The sequence below is a fragment of the Cupriavidus sp. C1SS-2L genome (genome assembly GCF_057073735.1).
Map to the genome: position 1 here is coordinate 496112 of NZ_CP172709.1, position 24918 is coordinate 521029.

The 24918-nt window shown below is 63.4% G+C and carries 22 protein-coding genes and 1 pseudogene; 5 read left to right on the top strand and 18 right to left on the bottom strand.

Going from position 1 to position 24918, the window contains the following annotated elements:
- Positions 1 to 81 precede the first annotated feature (81 nt).
- Positions 82 to 1245, top strand: coding sequence for a porin (locus ACIGJG_RS19960; protein WP_483673803.1), 1164 nt, complete (start codon positions 82 to 84; stop codon positions 1243 to 1245).
- Between the two features lie 34 nt (positions 1246 to 1279).
- Here the strand turns inward: ACIGJG_RS19960 and ACIGJG_RS19965 are convergent, their stop codons facing one another.
- From ACIGJG_RS19965 to ACIGJG_RS19995, 7 genes are all read right to left on the bottom strand, one after another.
- Positions 1280 to 1945, bottom strand: a complete 666-nt coding sequence (locus ACIGJG_RS19965) for a GntR family transcriptional regulator (protein WP_011301873.1) — start codon at positions 1943 to 1945, stop codon at positions 1280 to 1282.
- A 564-nt stretch (positions 1946 to 2509) separates the two neighbouring features.
- Entirely contained in the window at positions 2510 to 3826 is a 1317-nt protein-coding gene (locus tag ACIGJG_RS19970) for an MFS transporter (protein WP_140948856.1), read from the bottom strand.
- A gap of 194 nt (positions 3827 to 4020) precedes the next feature.
- Positions 4021 to 4998, bottom strand: coding sequence for a Bug family tripartite tricarboxylate transporter substrate binding protein (locus ACIGJG_RS19975; RefSeq protein WP_220630558.1), 978 nt, complete (start codon positions 4996 to 4998; stop codon positions 4021 to 4023).
- Positions 4999 to 5011: 13 nt separating this feature from the next.
- Positions 5012 to 6355, bottom strand: coding sequence for an FAD-binding oxidoreductase (locus tag ACIGJG_RS19980; protein ID WP_011301870.1), 1344 nt, complete (start codon positions 6353 to 6355; stop codon positions 5012 to 5014).
- A gap of 16 nt (positions 6356 to 6371) precedes the next feature.
- Complete coding sequence (locus tag ACIGJG_RS19985) at positions 6372 to 7820, bottom strand: sulfatase family protein (protein ID WP_011301869.1); 1449 nt, start codon at positions 7818 to 7820, stop codon at positions 6372 to 6374.
- Positions 7821 to 7914: 94 nt separating this feature from the next.
- Complete coding sequence (locus ACIGJG_RS19990; protein ID WP_011301868.1) at positions 7915 to 8865, bottom strand: LysR substrate-binding domain-containing protein; 951 nt, start codon at positions 8863 to 8865, stop codon at positions 7915 to 7917.
- A 410-nt stretch (positions 8866 to 9275) separates the two neighbouring features.
- Positions 9276 to 10184 carry a LysR family transcriptional regulator gene (locus ACIGJG_RS19995; protein ID WP_011301867.1) on the bottom strand — a complete coding sequence of 303 codons (909 nt, stop codon included), beginning with the start codon at positions 10182 to 10184 and terminating at the stop codon, positions 9276 to 9278.
- Between the two features lie 97 nt (positions 10185 to 10281).
- Here ACIGJG_RS19995 and ACIGJG_RS20000 point away from each other — a divergent pair, with 97 nt between their 5' ends.
- The 3 genes from ACIGJG_RS20000 to ACIGJG_RS20010 are packed head-to-tail and all read left to right on the top strand — an operon-like array spanning position 10282 to position 16170.
- A complete protein-coding gene (locus ACIGJG_RS20000; protein WP_483673804.1) occupies positions 10282 to 13710 on the top strand; it encodes a molybdopterin-dependent oxidoreductase in 3429 nt (1142 codons plus the stop codon).
- Between the two features lie 34 nt (positions 13711 to 13744).
- Positions 13745 to 14689 carry a bifunctional Delta(1)-pyrroline-2-carboxylate/Delta(1)-piperideine-2-carboxylate reductase gene (lhpI, locus tag ACIGJG_RS20005; protein WP_011301865.1) on the top strand — a complete coding sequence of 315 codons (945 nt, stop codon included), beginning with the start codon at positions 13745 to 13747 and terminating at the stop codon, positions 14687 to 14689.
- Positions 14690 to 14721: 32 nt separating this feature from the next.
- Complete coding sequence (locus ACIGJG_RS20010) at positions 14722 to 16170, top strand: short-chain fatty acid transporter (RefSeq protein WP_011301864.1); 1449 nt, start codon at positions 14722 to 14724, stop codon at positions 16168 to 16170.
- A 92-nt stretch (positions 16171 to 16262) separates the two neighbouring features.
- On the opposite strand, the gene ACIGJG_RS20015 is transcribed toward ACIGJG_RS20010, so the two are convergent.
- From ACIGJG_RS20015 to ACIGJG_RS20030, 4 genes are read right to left on the bottom strand one after another with little or no spacing between them, the layout of a single operon-like run.
- Entirely contained in the window at positions 16263 to 17219 is a 957-nt protein-coding gene (locus ACIGJG_RS20015; protein ID WP_011301863.1) for a CobW family GTP-binding protein, read from the bottom strand.
- Positions 17216 to 18859, bottom strand: coding sequence for an amidohydrolase (locus ACIGJG_RS20020; protein WP_140948861.1), 1644 nt, complete (start codon positions 18857 to 18859; stop codon positions 17216 to 17218). The genes ACIGJG_RS20015 and ACIGJG_RS20020 overlap by 4 nt, the downstream gene beginning before the upstream one ends.
- Before the next feature lie 15 nt (positions 18860 to 18874).
- Complete coding sequence (locus tag ACIGJG_RS20025; RefSeq protein WP_011301861.1) at positions 18875 to 20257, bottom strand: sodium:solute symporter family protein; 1383 nt, start codon at positions 20255 to 20257, stop codon at positions 18875 to 18877.
- A gap of 10 nt (positions 20258 to 20267) precedes the next feature.
- Complete coding sequence (locus ACIGJG_RS20030) at positions 20268 to 20495, bottom strand: DUF3311 domain-containing protein (protein WP_041680362.1); 228 nt, start codon at positions 20493 to 20495, stop codon at positions 20268 to 20270.
- A gap of 153 nt (positions 20496 to 20648) precedes the next feature.
- On the opposite strand from ACIGJG_RS20030, the gene ACIGJG_RS20035 reads away from it, so the two are divergent.
- Complete coding sequence (locus ACIGJG_RS20035) at positions 20649 to 21566, top strand: LysR family transcriptional regulator (protein ID WP_011301859.1); 918 nt, start codon at positions 20649 to 20651, stop codon at positions 21564 to 21566.
- Between the two features lie 120 nt (positions 21567 to 21686).
- Here the strand turns inward: ACIGJG_RS20035 and ACIGJG_RS20040 are convergent, their stop codons facing one another.
- The 7 genes and pseudogenes from ACIGJG_RS20040 to ACIGJG_RS20070 form a co-directional block, all read right to left on the bottom strand.
- On the bottom strand, positions 21687 to 21923 hold the full coding sequence (locus tag ACIGJG_RS20040; RefSeq protein WP_483673806.1) for a HipA domain-containing protein: 237 nt from the start codon (positions 21921 to 21923) through the stop codon (positions 21687 to 21689).
- A 38-nt stretch (positions 21924 to 21961) separates the two neighbouring features.
- A complete protein-coding gene (locus ACIGJG_RS20045) occupies positions 21962 to 22213 on the bottom strand; it encodes a DUF1488 family protein (protein ID WP_011301858.1) in 252 nt (83 codons plus the stop codon).
- A 69-nt stretch (positions 22214 to 22282) separates the two neighbouring features.
- Positions 22283 to 22600 carry a hypothetical protein gene (locus ACIGJG_RS20050; protein ID WP_011301857.1) on the bottom strand — a complete coding sequence of 106 codons (318 nt, stop codon included), beginning with the start codon at positions 22598 to 22600 and terminating at the stop codon, positions 22283 to 22285.
- Between the two features lie 337 nt (positions 22601 to 22937).
- Positions 22938 to 23273 (bottom strand): annotated as a pseudogene (locus tag ACIGJG_RS20055) (transposase); the annotation flags it as partial.
- A 707-nt stretch (positions 23274 to 23980) separates the two neighbouring features.
- A complete protein-coding gene (locus ACIGJG_RS20060; RefSeq protein ID WP_011301856.1) occupies positions 23981 to 24223 on the bottom strand; it encodes a hypothetical protein in 243 nt (80 codons plus the stop codon).
- Between the two features lie 55 nt (positions 24224 to 24278).
- On the bottom strand, positions 24279 to 24548 hold the full coding sequence (locus ACIGJG_RS20065) for a hypothetical protein (RefSeq protein ID WP_011301855.1): 270 nt from the start codon (positions 24546 to 24548) through the stop codon (positions 24279 to 24281).
- Positions 24549 to 24563: 15 nt separating this feature from the next.
- Complete coding sequence (locus tag ACIGJG_RS20070) at positions 24564 to 24869, bottom strand: hypothetical protein (protein ID WP_245001842.1); 306 nt, start codon at positions 24867 to 24869, stop codon at positions 24564 to 24566.
- Positions 24870 to 24918 lie beyond the last annotated feature (49 nt).

The following is a 24918-nucleotide window of genomic DNA, read 5'->3' on the forward strand; positions in this document are numbered from 1 at the left end:
GCTCCCCTGCAGGGCAGGCACCACAACAATAAATTCCAACCACGGAGACACGGAATGGCTTTTCGGAAGAAAAAGCTGGCAATGGCACTTCGCCATCTGTCATTTGGCATTGCAATGACAGCCGCGACCACAGTGACGCACGCGCAGGGCAGCGTCACCATCGGCGGCCTGCTGGACGAAAGTGTCGCGCTCTATCGAGACAACGGCGGCCATTCGAACGTCCGCATGCAGGATTCCGCGATCTACCCATCGAAGTTCTACGTGCGCGGCACCGAGGACCTCGGTGGCGGCCTGCAAGCATCGTTCAGCCTGGACTCGATGATTTCCCTCAGCACCGGGGCGCTCGATCCGCAATCGCGCGGCGCATTGTTCGAGAACTCGGCTTGGGTCGGCATGCGAAAGGTTGGAATCGGCAGCTTACGCCTCGGGCAGCAGAACGACTTCGCGTTCGACTACTTCCTGATCGGCGCGATCGACCCCGCCACCGGCATCGCGGGCGGCATGCTGAACTTCCGCACCGGGAGCTTCGGTGCGGACCTGCTCGGCCTCAAGGGCCCTGCGCAGATCGGCGCCGGTCTTGCCGCCGGTGGGCCATACGCGCCCTACACCAATGCCGCTGGCGTGCCGGTGGGCATGTCGGCCATCAACTGGGACCGCGTGGGCGGCAAGCGGATGTCAAACGCCGTCAAGCTGACGACCGACGAGATCGCCGGCTTTTCGGCCGGCTTGATGTACAGCTTTGGCGAAGTGGCGGGAGACTTCCAGAACGGGTCCGGCAAGAGCGCGGCGATCGGGTATCACCACGGAGAAACGCGCGCCGCCATGGTCTATACCGAGCAGAACTACGGGGCGGTAAATGGGGGACAGAGTGGCATCGCCAACTTCCTCGCCGGCGCCCGCACCAAGGTATCGCGCTTCGATTTCTCGGGCATGTACAGCCAGGCGCGCAACACATTCACCGGAGCGAGGATCTACGCGGTGGCCGGCGGCATCGGTTATGAACTGACGCCGGACCTGATTCTCGGGGGCGCCTATACCTACGAGAACGGCAACGAGCAACTGAAGAACGTGATCATTCACCAGGGCGCGCTCCAGTTGACGTATACCTTTTCCAAGCGGACCGCCGTCTATCTGGTGGGCGTGTATCAGCACACTAACGGCGCCTATGCCGCGGAAATCGGCAACATCCTGGCCAGCGGGAAGATTCAATCCGTGGCGGCAGTCGGCATGATGCACCGCTTCTGACAGCGGTGCACGGGGGGCTAGAGCGCTCCCCGCTTCATACGCCGCGCGCCGCGAGGATCTGCATCAGCCCCTCGGCCACCATCTTGCGGCCTTCGGCGTAGGCATCCAGCAACATGTCCCGATTCTTGGTACTCAACGCTTTCACAAGCTTCTGTTCGATGTTGGCGTTCAGGTGCTGGTCGCGCAGCGTGATATCGGCGGCCAACGCGCGGTAGCGGTCGGTCAGCCGCATGAGCCGCAGCGCCTCGCGCTTGAGCACCTTGTTCGGGGACAGCTCGAACACCGCGTCGTGGAACGCGCGATGGTGCTCGATCCATTCCGAGCGGTTGCCGGCCGAGAGCAGTTCGTCGAGTTCGGTCAGCATCGTCTTGAACTGCTTGAGTTGGGCGGGCGTGGGCCACTCGATCGTGGACAGCAGTTCCGCTTCCAGCAGTTGACGCATCAAGTAAAGCTGGCGCGCTTCGTCAGTCGACAACGGCGCGACGAAAAAGCCCCGGTTCGGATCGTGTTCGATGATGCTTTCAGCCGCCAGCAGCTTCAGCGCCTCGCGCACGGGAACGCGGCTGATGCCAAAGCGGTCGGCTAGGTCGGATTGCCGTAGCTGCAACCCGGGCGGCAACTGTCCGCGGTTAATGAGCTTGCGGATTTCCTGGGCTATCTGCGCGGGAATGTCGATGCCTTGTAGTTCTGCGGTGGACACGGTAGGGCTAAGTCGGAATTAGATATGCAATATTGAATGCAATCATACCTCCAAATTACCTTTCTAAGGCACGATCCGCAGTTCTTTCGGTAGCAATGCGCGCTCATGGCCGCACCTCGTCAAACGCTCCCGCGCTCTGCGGATGAAGTAAGCACGCACCCTATTGGACGCGCTTCAGCTTCGACGGTAGAGCCGATGCAACCTTCCCGCATGCACTGGGAAGCCTGCGGCGGAACCTCGACTGTCGCCCCCCGAAGTGTCTTGAAAGCAGACGTTGATAGGATGAGTGTGCGGATGGCAGCTATGGGTCGGCGGTAGTTGCCTTCGGCGTCCAACAGCCGGCGCCGAAAGGGAGGAGGGCAGAGTTCGGCCAGATTCTGTCACTCGCCTTCGGCCGGCAAATGACCGTACCGGCCAATGATCTGCCTGTCGAGTTCGGCGAGGGCCACGCCGCCCGACTTCAGTCGATCCTGTATCGCCCTGGGGAGCCACACAGGAACACATGAGCGGTTCTACGCAGCCGTGGCCCACTTCGCTTGCTGCCCGGCCGACGTTAGTGGCGAATCAAGCTGCGCCCGCGATCGTACCGGCGCGATCGATTCTGCCCCCCATAGCCTTCAGCCCGATGCCGGCAGCCAGTGCAATAACGGCGACACCCGTCAGGTAGAGGCCAGGCGCAGCCGGAGATCCCGTCGCGTGCAGGAGTTGTGTCACCAGGAAGGGCGTGGCGCCCGTGAATATGACCGTGGCAAGGTTAAGCGAAAGCGCAATGCCACTGAAGCGGACTTCAGTGGGGAAAAGATCCGCCAACAGGAAGGCGTAGGACCCATTCACCAGTCCGCCTATGGCCCCAATGATCGTGAAGGCCGCGATCACGTCGAGCCTCTGGGCGGTGAGCAGTGCATAGAATGGGTAGCTTCCTGCCAGCATCAGGATTGTCCCGAGCCGATGCCAGTGTCGAGACGCGATGCGGTCACCCAGGCAGGCAAAGAGAAGGAGCGACACGCACATCGTGGCAATCCCGATGTTCTGCCCCTCGCTGACAAGACGCGGATCCGCATGCAGTACAAGCGCCATGTACGACGGCAGCACCACGAACAACAAGCTATTCGACGCGTTAACGATCCCAGCCACTCCCACGCCAACAACGATTTGCTTCGGATATTCAGCGAGCACACGGCGGAAGGGGCGCTTGACTTTGTGGCTTCTGAGTTGCTGGAACTCGCTGGACTCCTCGAGCGAGGTCCTCAGCCAGTACGACAAGAGGCCGATGACGCCGCCAAAAAGGAAGGCAATGCGCCACCCGTATGTCAGGACATCATCCGCCGACAGTGTTGAATGAATGACCAGGCTGACGAGCGTCGCGATCAGGATACCCGCAGCGGCACAGAAAATGACAAGCCCACTGACCGTGCTCGCGCGGCCGGGTACCTCCTCTACCACATACGTGATCGAGCAGGGCAATTCCCCCGCCAGGAAGAATCCTTGCAGGAGGCGGAGCATCACGAGCAACACCGGTGCGGCCATGCCAATGGCCGCATAGCCGGGGACCAGGCCAATGCCGATGGTCGTGGCCGACATCGCCAGCACCGAGACCAGGAAGACCACGCGCCGGCCGAATCGGTCGCCCAGGCTGCTCAGGATGACACCGCCCAGCGGCCGGGACATGTATCCGAGCGCGAAGACGCCGAAGGCGCCGATCAGCGAAGCGACGGGATCTGTCGCGGGAAAGAATTGCGTGGCGATCTCCCGCGCGAAGACGCCGTAGATGATGAAGTCGTACAGTTCCAGCGAACCGCCAAGGCTCGCCAGGATAACGGTTTTCCACTTCTGCCTGAGCATGGGATGGTGCGCTTGCAACGCGAGGTCGATTGACGTCATCACTTGTCTCCAATCGGTATGGTGCCGCGCTCTCCGTCGCGTCGCTAAAAACTTGTGGCGCACGGCCAACATCGAGGTCCGACCGTTACCCTCAGGCTAGGGTGCCGAGAGCACGCAGACCAGATACGCGGGTGCGGGCTTCGAGAACCAGTAGGCCGTGAGCCAATCACAACGCCAGCCTTGGCTGGCGGGAGCTACGCCCCCTTGATGCCCAAGCGCCTGATGATGTCTCTGTAACGCGTCGACTCGCTGCGCATCCGTTCTGCGAATTGCGCGCCCGGCATGCTGACCAGATCCGTCCCGAGGGCCAGGAACCTCGCCCTGGTGTCCGGGCGCTTGAGCACTGTGAACGCTGCCTTTTCAAGCTGGGCGACGACGTCCGCGGGCGCGCGCGACGGCACGAGCAGGCCGTACCACGTCACGAAGTCGTCCTCCCGCATGACGCCCATCGCCTCGCCGAGCGTCGGCACGTTCGGCAGCAGTGGCGAGCGGCGGGGCTGCGTGGTCGCCAGCGGCACCAGCTTGCCGGACGCGATATGCGGCAACAGCGGGGGCGCGCCGACGAGCGCGAAGGTCACCTCTCCGCCCAGCGCGGCCACGGTTGCAGGGCCGGCCCCCTTGTAAGGAACGTGGACGATGTCGAGCCCGGTACGTGCCCGCAGCAACTCCAGCGCAATGTGCTGCGGTGAACCGTTGCCAGGTGTGCCGACAGTAATACCGCCGGGGCTGCGTTTTGCCGCGTCGAACGCCGCGTGCAAGGTCTTCGCGCCGATCGAGGCATTGGCGACGAACACGTTTGGCGACTGCGAGATCAGCACGACCGGCGTGAAGTTGGTGATCGGCGCATACGACCTCTTCGCCTGCAGCCACGGCGTAATGGTCAGTTCCGGATTGCCGGCAACGAGCACCGTGTAGCCGTCCGGGGAGGCCTTGGCGGCTGCCTCGGCGCCCATCATTCCGCCAGCCCCGGGACGGTTGTCAACCACGAAGCTCTGCCTGAGTTCGTTGCCCATCCCCTGCCCGAGTAAGCGGGCGATGGCGTCCGCCCCGCCCCCGGCCGCGTAGGGCACAATCATCCTGACCGGCGCGTTGGGATAGCCCTGCGCCCAAGCCGGTTCGAGCGTGGCGAGCAGCGACGCGCCCAGCGCACCCATGAAGGTTCTGCGATGCATGTGGATCTCCAGGCTAGTCGAATATCCGGCCGGGATTCAGTATGCCGGCCGGATCCATCGCCTGCTTGATGCACCGCATCAGCGCGATCTCTTCGGGCTTGCGCGATACCAGGAGGTATTCCTTCTTCAGCCGGCCAACGCCATGTTCGGCGCTGACGGTGCCCCCGCGGCCCTTCAGTGCAGCGTAGGCCAGTTGGTCGACGAGGTGCACGCCGGCGTCGTCGACGGGGCCGCTGATCAGGTGGATGTTGTTGTCGCCCAGATGCCCGAGGAACAGGTGTTCCGCATCCGGCAGGCGATCCCGCAGCGCGGCTTCCAGTTGCCCGATGTAGCTGGCAGTCTCGCTCCACGGCAGGCCGAGATCGAGCGTCGCAGCCGGCTTGAGATGCGTGAGGACTTCCGGGATTGACTCGCGCAGACGCCAGAACGCTTCACGATGCGACAGCGATGCCGCAAATGCGCAGTCGGTGATCTCGCCGGCTTCCAGCGCATCGGACAACGCTGCTTGCAGCGCATCCTCCATCGATTGCCCGACATTGCCGGCCGCCTCGATCAGGACATGCCATGGCGCTGCAGCGACTGGCGCCGGCTGCCCGGTCAGGCGCGACGCAAGACTGACGAAACGGTCGGACATGAATTCGAACGCGCACATCGCCGAACCCAGGCGGCGCTTGAGCGCACGCAGCAGTTGCGGCAGTGCCTCGAAGCGGGCGGCCGACACCCACGCCGCCGCCAGATCGCCCATCGGCGGATGCAGCCGCAGGGTTAGCCGTGTGATGATGCCCAGCGTGCCTTCGGTTCCGATGAACAGGAACCGTGGATCCAGTCCCGTGCTGTTCTTTACCAGGCGGGAGAGCGAAGAGACAGCAGTGCCGTTGGGCAGCACGGCCTCGACGCCGAGCACGGAGTCGCGCATTGTCCCGTAGCGCATCACGCGGATACCGCCGGCATTGGTCGATGCATTGCCGCCGATCTGGCAACTGCCGCGTGCGCCGAGGTCGACCGCGAACATCCAGCCCTGATCTGCCGCCGCCTCCTGGACCTGCTGGAGCGTCGCGCCAGCCTGGACCTGCATCACGCCTTCAAGAGCGTCGATCTCTTCGATCCGGTTCATGCGTTCGAGGTTGATCACCACGTCACCCTCGCCGGGCACCGCACCGCCGGCCACCCCGGTCAGGCCGCCCTGCACCGTGATCCGGCGCCCTTCCTCGTGGCAGCGGCGCACGATGGCCGCGACTTCCGCGGTCGTGGTTGGGCGATACACTTGGGCGGGTCGTCCAACGGCGAGTCCGCTCCAGTCCCTTAGAAAGCGCTCATCGATCTCGGTCGACGATGCGAGTTGAAGCTGGTCGTCCATGATGTCGCTCCCTGTCTTATGCAGCGGTCTTTGCCGTCACGGGCGTGGATGTGGACGAGCCGAGCGTATGGGCCATATCGGGGCCGCCGTAGTGCTCGATCAGGGCGGCTTGATCACACTTGGCCTGCCGATCAACTGCATCGGGGTCGCAGATCGCCAGCAGGGCCTCGTGCATGCTGGCAAGGACCGGGGCGTATGCCGGATCGCCAGCCAGATCGGTCAGTTCCTCGGGGTCTGACTCCAGGTCGAACAACTCCGGGCGGAAGCCAACGTAATGGTGGTACTTCCAGCGTCCCTTGCGCAGCATGAAGCCACCCGCATTGCTGCCTGCCGCGTGGTACTCGCTGAGGATGACCCGATCCGGTTCCGGCGCCGAGCGCGCAAGCTCGAACAGGGAGCGGCCGGGCCGTTCATCGATCTCCGTCGCCGGATCGACACCCGCGCCTTGCAGGATCGTCGGGAACAGGTCCAGCAGGTCGACAGGGGTGTTGCACACACCGGGCGTGACAATCGGGCCGGCCAGCAGCATCGGCACCTTGACGCTCTCTTCATAGAGGGTCGACTTGCCCCAGACACCACGCGCGCCGAGGTTGTCCCCGTGGTCGGAGGTGTAGACGATGTGCGTGGTGTCTTCCAATCCGTTGTCGCGCAGCGCCCCGAGGATCTGGCCGACGTTGTGGTCGAGCCAGGTGCAGAGCCCGTAGTACGCGGCGAAGGCGCGCAGGCGTTCGTCAGCATCGGCGAACTGCCGTTCCGACGCCATGAAGTCGCAATACTCCCTGACCCAGGGATGCTGTTCGTAGCCGGTACGCGGGTGCAGCTTCGGCTCCGGCAGGCCGTCGGTCGGGTAGAGGCTGTAAAACTCTTCAGGTACGACGAAGGGGAAATGCGGCGCGACCAGGCCGACGTACAGCACAAAGCCGGCTTCCTGGCGCTGTGCCGCCTCCTGCAGCCATTGCACCGCCCGTTGCGTTACCGCCCGGTCGTATTGCGTGTACGACGACTCGCCGGGGCCGATGTGCTCGCCCAGCATACGCGGGCCGTTTTCGCGTGGACGAAACGGATTGCGGATCGACGCCCAGACCATGCCGTGGCCACCGACCACGTGCATCGGCAGGTGCTCCGCATCGAAGCCCGCCGGATCTTCTTCATTGCGGTAATGCAGCTTGCCGATACTTTCGACGCGGATGCCCCGGTCCTGCAGCACATGGCCCCAGCCGCGCTGCTCGCCCGTATACGGCATGGCGTTGTCCCAAAGCCGGACCTGATGTACCCGCCGGCCGGTGGCAAAGGCTGCACGGGCCGGGACGCAGATCGGGCTGGGTGTGTAGGCGCTGGAGAAGCGCACGCCGCGGGCGGCCAGTGCATCCAGGTTGGGAGTTTTCACGAAGGGATGCCCGGAGCAGCCCATCATTCTCGGGTCGTGCTCATCGGACATGATGACCACAACATTCTTGCTTGCCATGCTTGTCTCCATCGAAGGCGTCTCAGTGCGCTCTGGAGACAACTCTAATCAACCCGCTGCGCCGAAACCAATACTGTCTCGGACTAGGAAGGTTTCATTTTTTCTTATAGGTCGCCCCGACCGTCCGGCCGGGCAGCGCGCCGCGCTCCACGAGGTCACCGACAATGTGGGCGATGAGGTCACGGATTGCCGCGGCAGCAGGAGACAGGGGCCGGTCCCCTGGCCAGACCAGCGCCTGGATGCGGGTCAGGTCGGGTTCCGTCACCGGGCGTCCGACAATGGATTTGGCCGCGACGGCCTCGAGGCAGGCGCTGGGCGGCATCACAACGTACGCGAGTCCGTCACGTGCCAGCGCGATCAGCATCTGCGGGCTGTTGAGTTCGTACCGGACATCAAGGGAACGGCCGATGGCATTGGCCGCACGCTCGATGATCTTGCGCAGGTCATGCGCGCCATCCGGCGCGGCCAGTGGCAGTTCTGCCACCTCCGCGAATGTCATCGTTTCTGGCTTGCGGCGCATAGCGGCACGCGTGCCGTACAACATGAAGCGCTCTTCGTAGAGAGGTATAGAGGCCATTCCCTGGATTTCCGAGGGGCTCGGCATGAGGGCCAGATGCGCCTGCCCCGACTCGACGAGCGCGCGCGATTCGAAGGACATGCTTTCGCGCACGGTCACTTCGATGCCGGGATACTCGCGTGCCACGGCGCCAAGCAGCGGCGCAATGACGGCGCCGGCAATGGATCCGGCAATCGACAGACGCACACTCCCGGTCGGAAGGCTTGCGCGTCCGTCGATGTCGTCCTTCAAGGCGTCGGTACGAGCGAGAATGTCGATGGCGCTCGTCAGTAGCCGCTCACCGGCCGGCGAGATTTCGACGCCACGAGCATGGCGCTCGAACAGCTTTGCGCCCAGGCTGTCTTCCAGTGAGGAGATATTCTGGCTGAGAGCGGGCTGGGCTACCCGCAACCGCTCCGCGGCGCGCGAAAAGCTGCGGCTCTGCGCGATCTCCACGAAGTACCTGAGTTGACGCAGCGTGATGTTCATATGGCCCGTCCCTCCCGTTTCAGCCGGTACTCTTTCGCCAGCCTCTGGCGTGCCATTTTAAGCACTTATTGCGGTGAACTGACGAGAAGAAAGGCAAGTACATTGGAAGGCGCACACTGGGCCGAAGTCTTCCCAGAACTCAAGGCTCGGGCCTTGACCCTCGATCGACCGCAGCGACGCTTTACGGGTTTCACAGACTCACGCCGTCATCCGAACGACACCTTCTCCCACGATACCGGCCAATGGCTTACGAAGCGCGAGTGGCCGACACGGGTCGTGGATTCAACCCGTCGATGCAACACTAGACGCTTCGTGAGCAGTGGAGGTGTTGCAAATGAAACAGAGGCGCAGGATCTACTACACCGAGACTCAAAAGGCACTGATGTGGGAGCGGTGGCGAAGTAAAGGCGCTAGCGTAGCGTTTCCCTCAGCGCAACCCGCAAAAATTCCCGCAGGCTTTGCGTCTGCGGGTCTGCTCCGGCATCGAGCCGCCAGATCAATCCGACGTCCATGGACGGCACCCTGTCAGAAAGGCCGCGCCGCAGAATGCGCTGCCCTTCAAGCGACCAGGGTCGGTAAACGAGATCGGAGAGGATCGATACGCCGCGCCCCGACGCCACCAGACTGCGCACGGCCTCGATCGAACAGCTTTGCAGCCGCACGCTGGGCGAAAGCCCGTACTGTCCCCAATACTTGATCACGGTGGCGATATGTTCGTCCATGTCCAGCAAGATATAGTCGTGCTGCGCCACGTCGGACAGGCTTATCTCTTCCTGCTGCATCAGCGGATGGTCCGGATGCCCCCAGAGCTGACGCGCCGAGCGCAGCAGCGTTTCGCAGCCAACGTGCTGCATTTCAGGCAGGTTGGAAACCAGTAGCAAAGCGAGGTCGAGCTTGCCTGTCTCGATATGCGCCTCGATATCGCCGCGCGGTCGCTCCAATATCTGCAGTTCCAGTTGCGGAAACTTCTGTTCGAGGGCGGGCAACAGCTTGGGCAGAACGTATGCCGTGATGGTCTCTGTGACGCCGAGGCGGACGACGCCTGTCAGCGTTGCAGGGGCGACCGCGGCCGCACTGACTGCCTCGCGCACGGCCACGTCGATCTGCTGCGCATGGCGCAAGAAGCGAATGCCCGCAGCAGTCAGCTTTACCCCGGCGGCGTGCCGCGAGAACAGCGGCGCGCCCACGACCTCCTCCAGCGCCTTGAGCGATGCCGTCATCGAGGACTGCGAAACGTGGCAGCGCTGTGCGGCGCGCGACACCTGTCCGGTCTCGGCAATGGCAACAAAGTGCTGTATCTGTTTCAGTGTCGGCAGCATCGATTTTTCCGATATTGCAATGTCAAAACTATGAATTAGCTATAACGCTCCATGCTAGCTAGCATCCAGCTCGAAGACAAGTTGCTGGGATCTGGCGATGAGCGAAGTAGAAAAGAAGGGGTTCTGCACGTTGTGCCGTTCCCGTTGCGGTACGGTCAACGTCGTCGACGGCGAGACGCTGGTCGCGGTCCGCCCCGACGGCGATCACCCCACCGGCAAAGCGATGTGCCTGAAGGGCAAGGCTGCCCCGGAACTGGTGCACAGCGCCGATCGGATCCTGTACCCGATGCGCAGGACCCATCCGAAAGGGGCGGACGACCCGGGCTGGGTACGCATTTCCTGGGACGAGGCGCTCGATGAAATCGCCGCGCGCCTTCTGCACGCGCGCGCCACGCGCGGCGCCGAGTCCGTCGCGTTCGCGGTGACGACGCCTAGCGGTACAGCGCTGTCGGACAGCATCGACTGGATCGAGCGCTTTGTCCGCCTTTATGGCAGCCCGAACATCTGCTACGCCACCGAGATCTGCAACTGGCACAAGGACTTCGCACACGCCTTCACCTTCGGCTGCGGGATGCCGACGGCGGACTACCGCAATGCCGGGCTAATCTTGCTGTGGGGGCACAATCCGACCAATACGTGGCTGTCGCAAGCCGAGGCAATCGGCGCCGGTCGGGCGGGCGGGGCCAGGCTTATCGTGGTGGACCCGCGGCAGACAGCCCTGGCGGAGGACGCCGACCAGTGGCTGCGCGTCAAGCCCGGCAGCGATGCTGCGCTGGCCATGGCGCTGGCCAACCTGATGATCGAAGCCAATGCTTTCGATATCGATTTTATCAGGCGCTGGACCAATGGCCCGTTGCTCGTGCGCCAGGACAACGGTGCCTTCCTCCGTGGGGGCGACATCGGCCTGGCGGATACGGATGCCCTGCTGGTCTGGGACGCACGCCAGCGCATGGCGGTGCCGGCCGGCAAAGGCGTCGATGACGCGCAGCATATCGCGCTGCGCGGTACCTTTGCCATCCCGCGGATCGGCGGCGGCGAGCGGAAGTCGCTGCTGTGCCAGCCGGCCTTCGACTTGTATGCCGCGGAGTGTGCACGCTATACGGTAGAGCGCGCGGCCGCGCTCACGTGGATCCCGGAGGGCGATATCCGGCATGCGGCGAGCCTGATCGGAGCGGCGGGCCGCATCGCGTATCACGCCTGGTCCGGGGTCGGTCAGCATGAGAACGCCACACAGACGGAGCGCGCCATTGCGTGCCTGTATGCGCTGACGGGCAGCTTCGATCGCCGCGGCGGCAACCGTGTCTATAGCAAGCCGCCGTTCAACGCGGTAAGCCGGTTCGACTTGCTGAGCCCGGATCAGGCGCACAAGGCGCTGGGGCTGGATGCGCGGCCGCTCGGTCCACCGGCGCAAGGCTGGGTCACGGCGCCGGACCTCTACCGCGCGATCACGCATCACGCACCTTATGCGGTCACGTCGCTGATTGCATTCGGCACAAATACGCTGTTGTCGCAGCCCGATGTGGCCAACGCAGAGCAGGCCCTGCGTGAGCTGGAGCTCTACGTGCATTGCGATCTCTTCGAGAACCCTAGCGCCCGGCACGCGGACATCCTGCTGCCAGTGAACACGCCCTGGGAACGCGAGGGCCTGCGAATCGGCTTCGAGGTGTCCGCCGACGCCGAGCAGCTCGTGCAGTTGCGCCAGCGCATGGTCGCGCCGCGCGGCGAATCCCGCTCGGACAACGACATCGTGTTTGCACTGGCTGCGCGCATCGGACTCGACGAAGCCTTCTTCGGCGGCAGCCTTGAAGCCGGCTGGAACCACATGCTGGCGCCGACGGGGCTGACCGTGGCGGCGCTGCGCGACGCCCCCGAAGGGATACGCGTGCTGGTCGAGGATGTGGAGATGAAGTACGCGGCCGGCACCGACGGTCAGCCTTTCAACACGCCGACGGGGCTGGTCGAGCTCTACTCCGAGCGCCTGCTCCGTCATGGCTATCCACCGCTGCCCGGCCTGCCAGAATCGGCATGGAACGATGCAGGACAGACCAGTGCATCGTTTCCCTATCTGATGACGTCGGCGAAGAACGGCTACTACTGCCACAGCCAGCAACGCGGCGTGGCGTCCTTGCGCCGCAAGGCATTGCTGCCGCAGCTCGATATCTCCAGCGACATCGCCGCGGCCAGGAACATCCGCACGGGAGATCCCGTCCGGGTGTCGACGCCGGCCGGCAGCGCGCGATTTACCGCGCGGGTCCAGCCAGGCCTGCACCCCGCCGTGGTGGTTGGGGAGTATGGATGGTGGCAAGGGTGCGACCCCATGGGGCAACAGCCCACCGCCGTGCTTGGCACGGAAAGCGCAAACTTCAACGCACTGATCGATGCGACCCGGCAGGATCCGGTTAGCGGCTCCTCGCCGCTGCGATGCTGCCACTGCAACGTGGAACGCGACGCCACGCTCGACATACGACGCAGGCGCTGGGAAGGATATCGACCGTTCCGCATCGTCGGGCTGCGCAAGGAGGCAACCGATGTGACTGCGGTGGACCTGGAGCCGGCCGACGGCGGCCGGCTGCCGGACTACCTGCCAGGCCAACACGTGACCATCAGGCTCTGTGTTGACACGGGCCAACAGGAGGTGGTTCGCTCGTACTCGCTGACCGGGCCTGCTGTCGTCGCCGATCGCCGCCGCTATGCGATCGCCGTGCGGCATGCGAGGGCGCGGCTCGCCAGCGGCGAGGTCGTGTCCGGCGTCGCCTCGTCCTTCATCAACACGCGACTGGCGATCGGCGACACGATCGAGCTGCGCGCACCCGCTGGCACATTCGTCATGCCAACGCGTACAGCAAGACCGTTGGTCCTGCTTGCCGGCGGCATCGGCATCACCCCGTTCATCAATCTGCTGGAATCGCTCGTCGGTCAACAGGACCCGCCCCGGATGCTGTTGCTGTATGCGAACCAGAACGGCACCACGCACGCTTTCAGGGACCCGCTGCGCGAACTGGAAGCGCTGATCCCCGCACTCAAGGTGATCAATTTCTATGACGCTCCCGCGGACGGCGACATCCTTGGCAGCGACTTCCAGGTGCATGGGCGCGTCACTGCGGCGGCTGTGCCGGACGCGCTGCTGGCCTCGCGTCCGCTGGTCTACATGTGCGGGCCCGACGCCATGATGACGGCGTTTGCCGCCGGGTTGGCCGCGAGAGGCGTGCCGCGCTTCGATATCCAGAAGGAAGTTTTCCGTTCGCCGACGGTGCGGCGAATCGAGGCGAGTCAGGCCTTCCAGGTTCAGTTCCGCAGGTCTGACATCACGCTTTCGTGGCGCTCCGAGCATGGCCCCCTGCTTGGCTTCGCCGAGGCGCTGGGCATTCGGCTGCCCAGTGGCTGCCGCGTCGGCCAGTGCGAGAGTTGCGCCGTCCGGATCGTATCCGGAACCGTACACCACTTGCATGGCGAGGCGCCCGATGACCCCGGCGTATGCCTGGCGTGCCAGGCGGTGCCTGCCAGCGACCTCGTCATTGACGCATGAATCACCATTCCCATTTTCTTGAAGAGTTATCGCCATGCTGAACATCGATGCGCCCACCACGCGGGCGTCCCTGCCATTCGACCGCCTTGTCGCAGCCCTGAAGGACGCGTTCGCATCGGGTTGCGAGGTGCCGCTTCGGCACAGCCATACGGTCACGGCCGCGCCGGGCGAGCCAGGCACGCTTTTGCTGATGCCTGCGTGGAATGCGGCAAGCGGGTACATGGGCGTCAAGACCGTGTGCGTTTATCCCGGCAACCACGGTCGCAAACTACCGGGGCTCTATTCGACCTACATCCTGTACCGTGCGGAGACAGGCAAGCCGCTGGCGTTGATCGACGGCAATGAGATTACCTCCCGACGGACGGCCGCGGCGTCGGCCCTCGCGGCGTCCTTCCTGTGCCGCGCGGATGCGAGTTCCATGCTGGTGCTTGGCGCCGGCCGCGTGGCCGGTCTGCTTCCCTATGCCTATCGCACCGTGCGCCAAATCCGGCGCGTCGCGGTGTGGGATATCGACACGGACCAGGCCCATCGGCTCGTTGCCCGCCTGTGCGCCGACGGCTTTGATGCCGATGTGGTCGACCGGCTCGATATCGACACCTGTGCCGTCGATATCGTCAGCGCGGCAACGTTGTCCACCGAGCCGCTGATCCGCAGGGAATATCTGCGCCCCGGCACCCACGTCGACCTGATCGGGGGCTTCACCCCTGCCATGCGAGAGGCCGATGACGCGTGCTTCGATGGCACGTCGGTGTTTGTTGATACGGACGAGGCCTTCCGCAAGGCCGGTGACTTGCTGTCGCCTGTCGCCAGCGGCGTGATCGGCCCCGAAGAGATTCTCAGCGACCTGGCCGGCCTGTGCAGGGCCGAGCATGCAGGAAGGCGCTCGGCGCAGGAGATCACGGTGTTCAAGGCGGTGGGGACCGCACTGGAAGACCTGGCCGCGGCCGCCATGTGTTTCGAAGCCGTGACGAACCATTAGAACGATATAGGAAACTGCCAAAGGAGTTCAGCATGAAAGAGACAACAAGCATGGCATTCCCGGATGCCGGGAAGCTGCAACAAGGCGGACTGGAACGCCTTGCGATACGGGTGACTGACTGGTCCGAGCGGTGGTTCCCGGACTCGTATATTTTTGCGGCCATCGCCGTGGTCGTGGTGGCGTTGGGCGCAATGTTGGTGGGCGCGCCAGCGCAGGCCGTGGCGAAGGCCTTTGGCGACGGCTTCTGGAGCCTGATCCCTTTCACCATGCAGATGGCAGTGGTCGCGATTGCCGGCTACGTGGTGGCGGTGTCGCCGCCGGCAGCCATGCTGATCAACCGTCTGGCAGCCTTGCCGCGGACAGCGCGCGGTGCCGTGGCTTTCGTCGCGCTCGTGAGCCTGTCGACGTCGCTGCTCAACTGGGCAATCAGTTTGATCTTCAGTGGCTTGCTGGTACGCGCAATTGCCAGGCGGCGCGGCTTCCGTGTCGACTACAGGGCAGCCAGCGCGGCAGCCTACCTTGGCATGGGGGCAACCTGGGCACTGGGACTCAGCTCCTCCGCCGCGCAGCTACAGGCAAATGCCGCCAGCCTGCCCAAATCTCTGCTGGATATCACCGGGGTCATCCCGTTCTCCGATACGATCTTTCTTTGGCAATCCATGGCGATGACCGCCGTATTGATCGTCGTGTCCCTGGCGGTGGCGTACTTCTCGGCCCCTACCGAGGCGCGTGCTCGCACGGCGGCCGATATGGGGGTTGACCTGAACGATGCCGATGAAGCGGTCGCGCGGCCATCTCGGCCAGGTGAATGGCTGGAATACAGTCCGATCCTGACGTTGGTTCTGGTCGCCATGGGCGCGAGCTGGCTCTATCAGGAGTTTTCGACCAAGAATCCGATTCTCGCCATCTCCAACCTGAATACCTACAACTTCCTGTTCCTGCTGCTCGGCATGCTGCTGAACTGGCGTCCGAAGCGCTTTCTGCGCGCCGTCGCGAAGTCCGTGCCGTCCACGGCCGGCGTCCTGATCCAGTTTCCGCTGTATGGCGGCATTGCCTTTATCCTGACCAAGGCGACCGGCGGCAACGGCGCCCCGCTGTCGCACCATCTGGCGTCAGCCTTTGTCTCCATGGCGACCACGGAGTCGTTCTCCGCGGTCATGGGAGTGTATTCCGCCGTGCTCGGCTTCTTCGTACCGTCCGGCGGCGGCAAATGGATCATCGAAGCTCCTTACGTGATGCAGGCCGCCAACGAACTAAAGGTACACCTTGGCTGGGCAGTACAGGTCTACAACGCCGCTGAAGCGCTGCCGAATTTGATCAATCCTTTTTGGATGCTGCCGTTGCTCGGTGTGCTCGGCATCCGGGCCAAGGACGTGGTCGGCTTCACCTTCACCCAGTTGCTGGTGCATACGCCGTTAGTTCTGCTCATGTTATGGGCTTTCGCCGCGACGCTTTCCTACCATCCTCCGGTGATGCCCTGAGGGCGACCGGACCTGGCGAGCGCCGTGTGCGCGCGTCATGGCGCCCTCTGCCCGCGCTGATCTGGGACCGGGAAGATTTGTTGGCAGCGCGCTCACACGACCGCCTGATCCATTGTTGCGCGCACGGCGGCTTCTGCTGCATCGCCGAAGGCGCCGATGAACACCAGCGCCGATTCGCTCATGCGATCGGTGCATGCCAGTCGGCCGATACGCAGACGTCCTCCGACCAGATGGACTTCGTGCAGACACACATCGCCGGCCAGCCGCACTACCCCTTTGGCGCGCAGCAGGCGCACTGGCAAGTTTTTGAGTGCCTGGCACAGGCGACTTTTGTCAAACACGCGGCCGGTGCGGTATGCGAGAGTGCGTATGCCAGCGTGCTGCGCCGCCCCGGACACGCTATGCCAGCCTTCTCGACCGTCTAGCAGTCCCGGTGAGACAGGCCGAGGCTCGGCCACGTCCGCAAAGACTTCCCACGGCACGTCGCCATGGTGTGCGACCAACACCGTCGCCTGCGGCGCGATTTCCGCCATTAGCGCCCTCGCCCTTTCAAGGCCTGTCGGCCCAGCCAAATCCGCCTTGGTCAGCACTACCGCCGACGCCCCAGTGATCTGCCGCCGCACCATGTCGCCTACGAGCGGATCGGCCAGACGCTCGAACACGCTTTCAGCGTCAACCGCCACCACGACGCCGTTGAGTCGAAGCGCTGCATCGAGCAATCCGACCTGTGCAATCCGCTGCGGGTCGGAGACCCCGCTCGCCTCGATCACCAGCAAGTCAGGGCGCTTCTCGCGCTGGCCGATTTCGACCAGCGCGGCGGCCAGCCGTCCTCCAATCGAGCAGCAAATGCAACCGTTCTCCAACTGAATCACGTCGTCGCTGCGCGAGCGAACGAGTACGGCGTCGATATTGATCTCGCCAAAGTCGTTGACGAGCAACGTGATGCGCCGGCCCTCGCCGTTGGCCAGCAGACGGTTCAGCATTGTCGTCTTTCCCGCCCCAAGATAGCCGCCGACGACGACCATCGGCACCGGCGCGCGCTTATTCATCGCGTCGGCGCAGGGAAAATACGTCCCCCGAGCACTGTGCCCCACACGCGCGTATCCTTGAGCCGTTCGGCGCCAAGCGCAATCGGGTCGTCGTCGAGCACGGCAAAGTCGGCCAGCTTGCCCGGCTCGATGCTGCCGATCAGGCGGTCGAGCTTCAATGTGTATGCCGCGCCGAGCGTGACCGCGTGCAGTGCCTCCTCGAGGGACAGTCGTTCACCCTCGCCGAGCACGCGCCCCGCCGCCGACTGCCGCCACGCCGCGCACCACGCGGTAAAGAGCGGATTGAGCGGCGTGATCGGCGCGTCTGAATGCACCGACAGCGGGATCCCGAGCTTGCGTGCGGTACCGGCTGGGTTCATGCGCGCCGCGCGCTCGGGGCCGACGGTCTGCGTCGAGTGCGCCTCGCCCCAGTAATAGAGGTGGTTGGCGAAGAAATTGATGCACATGCCAAGGTCCGCGGCACGGCGGAGTTGCGCTTCGTCGGCCAGTTGGCAGTGCTGGAGCGTGTGGCGATGGTCAGCGCGCGGGTGGCGGGCGAGCAGCGTCTCGATGGCGTCGAGCACGACTTCGGTGGCTTCGTCGCCATTGGTATGAATATGAAGTTGCAGGCCGGCCCGGTGAAATGGCGTGAAGGTGTCGAGCAACTGGTCAGGCGGGATCAGCCACAGGCCGTTCTCCTGGCCGCCCGCGTAGCCGGGGGCGCGCAGTCGCGCGGTAAAGCCCTGGATCGAGCCGTCGACGATGAACTTGACAGGACCGAAGTGCAGCTTGTCTGAGCCCCCTTCCTGCGCCGCCGCCACGCGTGCGAGGCCGCCTTCCGGATTGCGCTGCGGCGCAAACGCGGGCACCACGCGCAATGGAAAGTTGTCGGAACTCGTGACTTCGCGCAGTGTGTGCAGACCAAGCGGCGACAGGTCGCTCACAAGGTCGGTCGCAGTCGTCACGCCTGCAAGTTGAGCCACGCGACCGAATCGGCGTACCGCTTCCGGGTCCTCTGCCGCCGCCAGCGACAGGCCCTTGCCGAGCACACGATGGACCGGAAACATGGCCGCAAACTCCTGCAATTCGCCCGTGGGCTGCCCGTCGGGAGCCCTGTGGATACCGTCGATGTCGGTGTCCTCGTTGATGCCGGCCAGATCCAGCATGGCCGAGTTGACGTTCATCAAGTGGACGCTCGCGTGCATCACCGCGATCGGTCGCGACGCCGACACGCGGTCCAATTCCCGCACCGACAGCCGATCGGTGCCGAAGTAGATCGGATCGAAGCCCCACGCGAGCAGCGGCTTGCTTGCCTCCTTCAATTGGCTTTCGGCGCCCGCCAGGCGGTCGATGACCTGGTCGAGCGTGCGCAGCCCGCGCCAGAGGCGTCCGTCCGGGTCGCGCCGGTCGAAATAGCCGACGTAGACCGCGTCCCACATCGCACCTTCCATCAGATGGCAGTGGGCTTCCACCAGGCCCGGCATGAGTACCTTGTCGCGGAACGTGTCGACCGGCTCGGCGTCGGGCCACGGGGCCATTTCGGCGGGGCCGCCGACCGCGAGGATTTTGCCGCCCCGCACAGCCACGTGGGTGGCCTCGCGCTGCGCGGGATTCATCGTAAGGATCTTGCGTGCTGCGAAGACCTGTGTAGTCGTAGTCATGATCGGTTCGATAATTCAGGCGGCCTGCACGCGGGTGAGGCGCGGGGCATAGTGGACGAAGGCGCTGACGAGCACGTTGACGGCGAGCGCGATGAGGCCGATGTTCACGCCGCCGAAGTCAGCCTGCTGCAGATAGAGCGCCATCGCCAGGATCTGGCCGGTCAGGATGCCCGCCCCGATGGCGAGCGGCCGGACGCGCAGACCGAAGAGAATCACGATCACGCCCGGGAAGAACTGCGTCACGCCGTAATACGCGGTGTTGATCAGCGTGAGCATCAGGTTGGGCGTGGCGAGCGTCATGCCGATCGACAGCACCAGATACACCACAATTACCACCTTCGCGCCCCGCTTCTGCTTGCTTTCTGGCATCCCCGGCAGCAGATTGCGCGTGACGATCGGACCGATTGCGAGGCAGATCCCAGCCAGCACCAGCAGCCCCGACAACGCTGCGCCCGCCCCCACCAGACCGAGCAGCCATCCCGGCAGCAGTCGCACCGCCGCCGCGAAGAACGCTTCGTTCGGCGACGCGAGGTGCAGGTTCTGGCTGATTGCGTAGTACGACGCCAGCACGAGGAACGGGTACATCAGCATGTACAGCGGCATGTAGATCTGCGTGCGGCGAATCGTGTCGGCACTTTTCGCGGTGAAGAAGTTCTGCACCGCGAATGGCATCACGTAGAAGCCCATCGCCTGGAACAGCATGGTGCTCATCGAGAAGCGCAGTTGCGTGTCGGTCATCTGGTTGCTGACCTGCACGCTCGCCACGTGGAACACGTCTCCCACGCCCGCCTTCATGCCCACGGCCACGCCGGTGGCAACAATGGCCACCACCATCAGGATGTCCTTGAGGATGGCGATATAGGCCGACGCGCGCACGCCGGAGATGGCGATGTATGTGAACGCGAGCGCGGCCGAGATCATCACGAGATAGACCGGCGAGAACTCCCAGCCGAGGCCCTTGAGCGCCGCCACCAGGCCCGTAAATTGAAGTTGTCCCCAAGGCAGGAGAAACAGGATCGATGACCCTGCCACGATCAGTTCGAGCGTACGGTTGCCATAGTGGCCCTTGAACAGATCGGCCATCGTGATCGCATTGAACTTTGCGCCTGCGCGCCAGATGCGCGGACCGAGAAAATAGCCAAGCGGATACGCGAGCAGGATGTAGCCAAGGAACCAGACACCATAGGTCGGCCCCTTGGCGTAGATACCGCCCGGAAAGCCGACCATCGTGCCAATGCTGTAGATCTCGCCGGCGGCGAGGAAGAACACAAGGAAGGCGCCGAACTGGCGCGATGCAACGAAGAAGTCGTGCATGCTCTGTGCGCCGTGGCCCTTCTTCGAGCGAATGGCAAGGTAGAGCGACAGGACGAGAAAGCCGAGGAATACCGCGCTGGTCATGTTGGCTCCTTCAGCAGGGGTCGGCCGCGGGCACGACCTCGGTGTCAAGCGAATCGGCGCGTCGGTCGAACAACCACCAGCACGCGAGCATGCAGCCCGACGTCAGCACAAACCACAGGAAAATCCACGCATAGATGAAGGGCACCCCGAGCACGAAGCGCTCGACCGACGCTACCCACGGCAGCATGCCGATCACGCCGATGTACGGGATTCCCAAGCCTATGAACAGCTTGAGCATGTCTGTCTCCATTTCGATGTTGAGGCGGCTGTCGGGAGTCCGGCGCCGTCCTTTCTTGGTTCTCATGTTCGATTTCTTGTTGTCTGGCCATCTTAGGGAGTCCAGAGGTATGATTCAAATGCAAATTAATAACGATTTCCATAACATCGACGCATGGATACGCAAAAGCTGCTGCATCTGCTCGCGGTGGTCGAGCACGGGACGTTTTCCGAGGCCGCGCGAGCGGTCCACCTCACGCAACCGGCATTGAGCCGCAGCATCCGGTCGCTGGAAGACGAGGTGAAGGCCCCGCTATTCGACCGCGGCGCGCGGCGTGCGCGGCTGACGGTATTTGGGGAACTGGTGGCCGAGCGTGCGCGGCGCATCCGGCTGGAGGAGCGCCAGTTGAAGCGCGACCTGGACCTGCTGCGTGGTGGCGAGGAAGGTTCGATCACGGTCGGCATGGCGCCTGCGCCGGCCGCGCTGCTGCTCACGCCATTCCTGATCCACATGGCGAGCAGCCACCCGCGCATCAAGGTGCGTATCGAGACAGGCGCCACCAGTGCGCTGCTCGACAGGCTGCGCAACGAGTCGATCGACGCCATCGTGGGGGACGCTTACGTGTTGCGCGCCGCGGACGACATCGACATGGATCCGCTCGGCGACCTTCCCGCGGGCCTTGTCTGCCGCGCGGGCCATCCCATCCTGAACGAACCGATGCCCGACATCGCCACGATCGGCCGCTGGCCGGTGGCCACGACCACGCTAAGCGCGGTCATCAGCCGCCAGCTCGCCGATCTGTGGGGACCAGAGGTCAACCCCGACACGTTGTTCACACTGATCTGTGACAATCTCGACATGCTACGCAGCGTGACGCTCGCCACTGACACGCTGCTGTTCGGCGTATTGCCTATCACGCGCCATGAGCGCGCGACGGGGCAGATGGTTGAGGTGGCAATGCCTCCCGACCCCAGCCGTTGCGGACGGTATGCAGTGGCGCGGATGGGCGCAAGGTCGCTGTCACCAGCGCTCGCCGCGCTGTATGGCTTCACGCGCACGCACTGGCAGGAATTGTCGCAGGATCCCGCGTAAGCGGAAAAATGGACACTTTGTTTGCCAGCCGTCGCATAGCCGACCGGCAACATCAGCCGTATTATCCAGCCGCCGGGCATCGTAGTTGCGACGGCCAATGAGTCATTTGGCGTTGGCCTATCAACGTGTAACCGGGTCGCGCCCACCAGTGCCGCCATGCCACTCGGGGCGGTTCTCACCGCCGATCTTGAAGGCGAATATCTGGCTCAGGTGCCGGTACCGCCGGGTGTTGAGCAGATCGTAAAAGGGCGCGAGCCGGGGCCGCTGATCGGTCGGGTCGACCAGCATCGACAGGTTCTTGGCGTGACTGTCGTATAAAGCGCATGACGAGACGCGCAAGCAATTCCGTGCCGCCATGTGTCATGCACCGGAATGGCGACGCGCACAAGGGCTTCTTAATGCAGGGTGTAGAGAGTCTGCCGCCCCTCGACATAGAGGGCCATGGCGATCTTCAGGATCTCATTGCGATGCCGGTCGAAGGAGGCCAGCACCCCGGCTTCGTCAGAACCGAGAGCGGAGTCGAAATTCATCAGTACGCGGTCTTCCACAAGGAAGGTAATTTCGCGTGCGTTGTCGTAACCCCAGAACCACACGCCATGCCTGGTTCCATCATAGCTGCGGCTGGGGTTGGGAAAACTGAGTGCCATGTGTCGTCCTGCGTTCTACGCCTTTGATGGACCGGTTTGCACGCTCACTACCAACGCGAAGCGCTCCCGCTAATGCGTATCGCCTTTCATGCTCTCGGCTTCCATCGCGGCATGCAATTCCTCATACGCCTCGATTGGCTCCATGTCCTGATCGACGAACGCGGCTGCGCGCTCTGCGGCGGCCACCGCGTCGGGCGGGCTGTCGCTCTGGCTGTCGTCCTCGGTACTTGGCGGCAGCAGCATGTCCTCAAGCATCCCGCGTAGCTCCGGGGTATTCCATGGCTTGCCCAGCCTGGCCTTCCTGTTCAGGTAGTGACGGATTTCCGAGTCTTGCTCGGCGGTGAGCGGAAGCCCTCGGAAAGTGGGGTCCGTGTTGTGATGAATCATGATGCGCCTCCCGATGCGGTCTGCGCTTTCAATGTAGAGATATCGATTCCCTGCGGTGAACGTTACAAGTTGCGTGTGATCACTGTGCCGCGTGTCCGCGGCCAACCGATTCACGTCTTCTTCTTGGCGACACCTTCGTTCCCAACCCGCGAATGAGCCGTGCTGAACGGGGTTGCCGGCACTGACGGCTTCTTGGGCTGCTTGGGCTTTTTCGCTTCGCGAGTGCTGCGTAGTTGACTCTTGGCCATGGTGTTGCTCCTAGTGCGTTGCTTGCCAAGGTGGCAGTCCCAGCATACGCGCTTAGAAGCGCTAACAAAATGACTTTCATGAGATGGCGCCAGCAGATGATGCAGCAAGCGATTTTCAGGAAGGCTTCATGTATGAGGGCGAGTCTCTCGAAGCGAACTCGCAGTCGAGTGAAATTGTGCAACCAGGCGATCGTTCGTTCCACAACCCAGCGGGTCTTGCCAAGGCCGCTGCCGTGCAGCTGGCCCCAGCGGGCGATCTCCGTGGCGATGCTGACGGCATGTAGGGGCTTGCGCTATTTGTCGTGGTGGTATCCGCGATCACTCTGCAAGATGCTGGGCTTGGATAGGGGACGACCACATTTGCCACGGTTCGGAGGAATGGCCTCGATCGGCGGCAGTCGGGTGACGTCGTTGCGGTTGGCGCCCCAGTCAGGATCCTGACGGGCATGCGTGGCAATTTGCCGATCGAACCAGGCGATTTCCTGATTAAGCGCTTGCCACTGTGCCCAGGCACACATCATGTCCAACTGCAGGCCCGCGTCGGCTACTACCAGGCCCTGGTCGCAGTAGCCAACAAGCACGCCAGCATTCTTTGGGCCATCCTCGCGAAAGGGGAAAAAATTCGAATCCACATCCCTGGAATTGACCTCGCCTCATCCGCTATCTTGAACCGAAGAGGAGGTGCTCATCATGCCCAAGAGCCTCCGCAGCGCGCTGGGCTATTGCTTGCCGCTTGTCTGCGAACAGCGTCAAGGCCGAAGCACAACGAAACGCGCTCGCCAGCGAGTTGTCCACCGCCGGACGGCGTCGTGGTCGGCAGCGGCGACCCCCCGCCCGCCCGCGGACAACTCGCGCCACGCCACCACAAACCGATCTTGCTATAGGGCGAGGCTCCTTATAGGTGGATTGGCCCTGAACTCACCCTTTCTCAAGGAGCGCAAGCATTGATCGCATGATGGCTAACAGGTTGGACCGGGGCGAGGAAAACCCGATAGGGAAAGTGAGCAGCTTCATGCTCGGTAATCAGATGGGGACCTCGTCAGCGAATTCCATATGGGCCAGCAGGCTAGATCCTTCATGCTGCCATGTATCGCAACCACGCACAGGTCACTTGCGTGGCGGCCGTAATGCGCTATTTCCCCTCGTCCGGCACGTTATACATCTCGCGTAGCCGGCTGGCGAACGGGCGGATCATCTCCAAACATGCGGCGCTGTTGCCGCCTTCCATGGTTGACAGACTCCAGTTGCAGCCCCCGGCATCTGCGGCATGCCAGAGCACGTCGCCAAAGCAAGCGCCCTCACATTCAGAAAATTTTGCCTGTTCCGCGCGAAGCATGGCGCGCAGTTCGGCCTTGTGCTTGAGCTGTCTCGACATTATGTCCCCTCTTTCTCTCTCGATCGGAGCCTATGGCATGGCCGCCGGGACTACCTCACCTCGCCTTGACGAAGGTGGACATGCCGTCAATCGCATCCCTGGCCGACGACAAGGCCAGCGCGGTGGCAGCGTGCGGCGCACTGGCGAAATGCTGGATCACGGCTGGCAGCCGTCTGCGCGAACCCATTCCTGTACTCACTTGTGTAATCGTTACGGTAGCGAGGAAGCGCGACTGAACCCGGTCCCCGCCGGGGACTGCACCGGGTGCGTGACGCACCCTCGCAGATACCCTGAAACCTTTGTAGATTGCGTTGTTCTGCGACATGTCGGTCTCCTTTCATCACCGAGCATACGCGGATATGCCGGGATGTGTCCGATTTACTTTTGGCGACAAGGTGGCAATGTCATCGCGCGCCTTTGCCACTCCATGGTCAAGCGCCGCATCGGCGCTGCGAAAGTAGTCGGTGCCGTCAATGAGATCGTAGGAATGTACGCTGAGAAGATCGCCTCTGATGGGCCGGCAATCCGGACGGGCAATCGAGTAGCGTACTACGTAGCCAATCGCTCCGGCCAACTGGGTGGTACCGAGGTGTTGCTCAGCTTCGATCAACACTTCATATTCACCAATCGTGACGCGTCTTTGCATATCTGACCTCCGCACTGGGCCTCTGTTCATTCGTCCATTCCAGGAATAA

Excerpts from the sequence above, each read along its gene's own strand:
- ACIGJG_RS19960 (WP_483673803.1), top strand. The coding sequence starts at position 82 with ATGGCACTTCGCCATCTGTCATTTGGCATTGCAATGACAGCCGCGACC.
- ACIGJG_RS19970 (WP_140948856.1), bottom strand. The coding sequence starts at position 3,826 with ATGACGTCAATCGACCTCGCGTTGCAAGCGCACCATCCCATGCTCAGG.
- ACIGJG_RS19975 (WP_220630558.1), bottom strand. The coding sequence starts at position 4,998 with ATGCATCGCAGAACCTTCATGGGTGCGCTGGGCGCGTCGCTGCTCGCC.
- ACIGJG_RS19980 (WP_011301870.1), bottom strand. The coding sequence starts at position 6,355 with ATGGACGACCAGCTTCAACTCGCATCGTCGACCGAGATCGATGAGCGC.
- ACIGJG_RS19985 (WP_011301869.1), bottom strand. The coding sequence starts at position 7,820 with ATGGCAAGCAAGAATGTTGTGGTCATCATGTCCGATGAGCACGACCCG.
- ACIGJG_RS19990 (WP_011301868.1), bottom strand. The coding sequence starts at position 8,865 with ATGAACATCACGCTGCGTCAACTCAGGTACTTCGTGGAGATCGCGCAG.
- ACIGJG_RS19995 (WP_011301867.1), bottom strand. The coding sequence starts at position 10,184 with ATGCTGCCGACACTGAAACAGATACAGCACTTTGTTGCCATTGCCGAG.
- ACIGJG_RS20000 (WP_483673804.1), top strand. The coding sequence starts at position 10,282 with ATGAGCGAAGTAGAAAAGAAGGGGTTCTGCACGTTGTGCCGTTCCCGT.
- lhpI (WP_011301865.1), top strand. The coding sequence starts at position 13,745 with ATGCTGAACATCGATGCGCCCACCACGCGGGCGTCCCTGCCATTCGAC.
- ACIGJG_RS20010 (WP_011301864.1), top strand. The coding sequence starts at position 14,722 with ATGAAAGAGACAACAAGCATGGCATTCCCGGATGCCGGGAAGCTGCAA.
- ACIGJG_RS20015 (WP_011301863.1), bottom strand. The coding sequence starts at position 17,219 with ATGAATAAGCGCGCGCCGGTGCCGATGGTCGTCGTCGGCGGCTATCTT.
- ACIGJG_RS20020 (WP_140948861.1), bottom strand. The coding sequence starts at position 18,859 with ATGACTACGACTACACAGGTCTTCGCAGCACGCAAGATCCTTACGATG.
- ACIGJG_RS20025 (WP_011301861.1), bottom strand. The coding sequence starts at position 20,257 with ATGACCAGCGCGGTATTCCTCGGCTTTCTCGTCCTGTCGCTCTACCTT.
- ACIGJG_RS20030 (WP_041680362.1), bottom strand. The coding sequence starts at position 20,495 with ATGCTCAAGCTGTTCATAGGCTTGGGAATCCCGTACATCGGCGTGATC.
- ACIGJG_RS20035 (WP_011301859.1), top strand. The coding sequence starts at position 20,649 with ATGGATACGCAAAAGCTGCTGCATCTGCTCGCGGTGGTCGAGCACGGG.
- ACIGJG_RS20040 (WP_483673806.1), bottom strand. The coding sequence starts at position 21,923 with ATGGCGGCACGGAATTGCTTGCGCGTCTCGTCATGCGCTTTATACGAC.
- ACIGJG_RS20045 (WP_011301858.1), bottom strand. The coding sequence starts at position 22,213 with ATGGCACTCAGTTTTCCCAACCCCAGCCGCAGCTATGATGGAACCAGG.
- ACIGJG_RS20050 (WP_011301857.1), bottom strand. The coding sequence starts at position 22,600 with ATGATTCATCACAACACGGACCCCACTTTCCGAGGGCTTCCGCTCACC.
- ACIGJG_RS20060 (WP_011301856.1), bottom strand. The coding sequence starts at position 24,223 with ATGTCGAGACAGCTCAAGCACAAGGCCGAACTGCGCGCCATGCTTCGC.
- ACIGJG_RS20065 (WP_011301855.1), bottom strand. The coding sequence starts at position 24,548 with ATGTCGCAGAACAACGCAATCTACAAAGGTTTCAGGGTATCTGCGAGG.
- ACIGJG_RS20070 (WP_245001842.1), bottom strand. The coding sequence starts at position 24,869 with ATGCAAAGACGCGTCACGATTGGTGAATATGAAGTGTTGATCGAAGCT.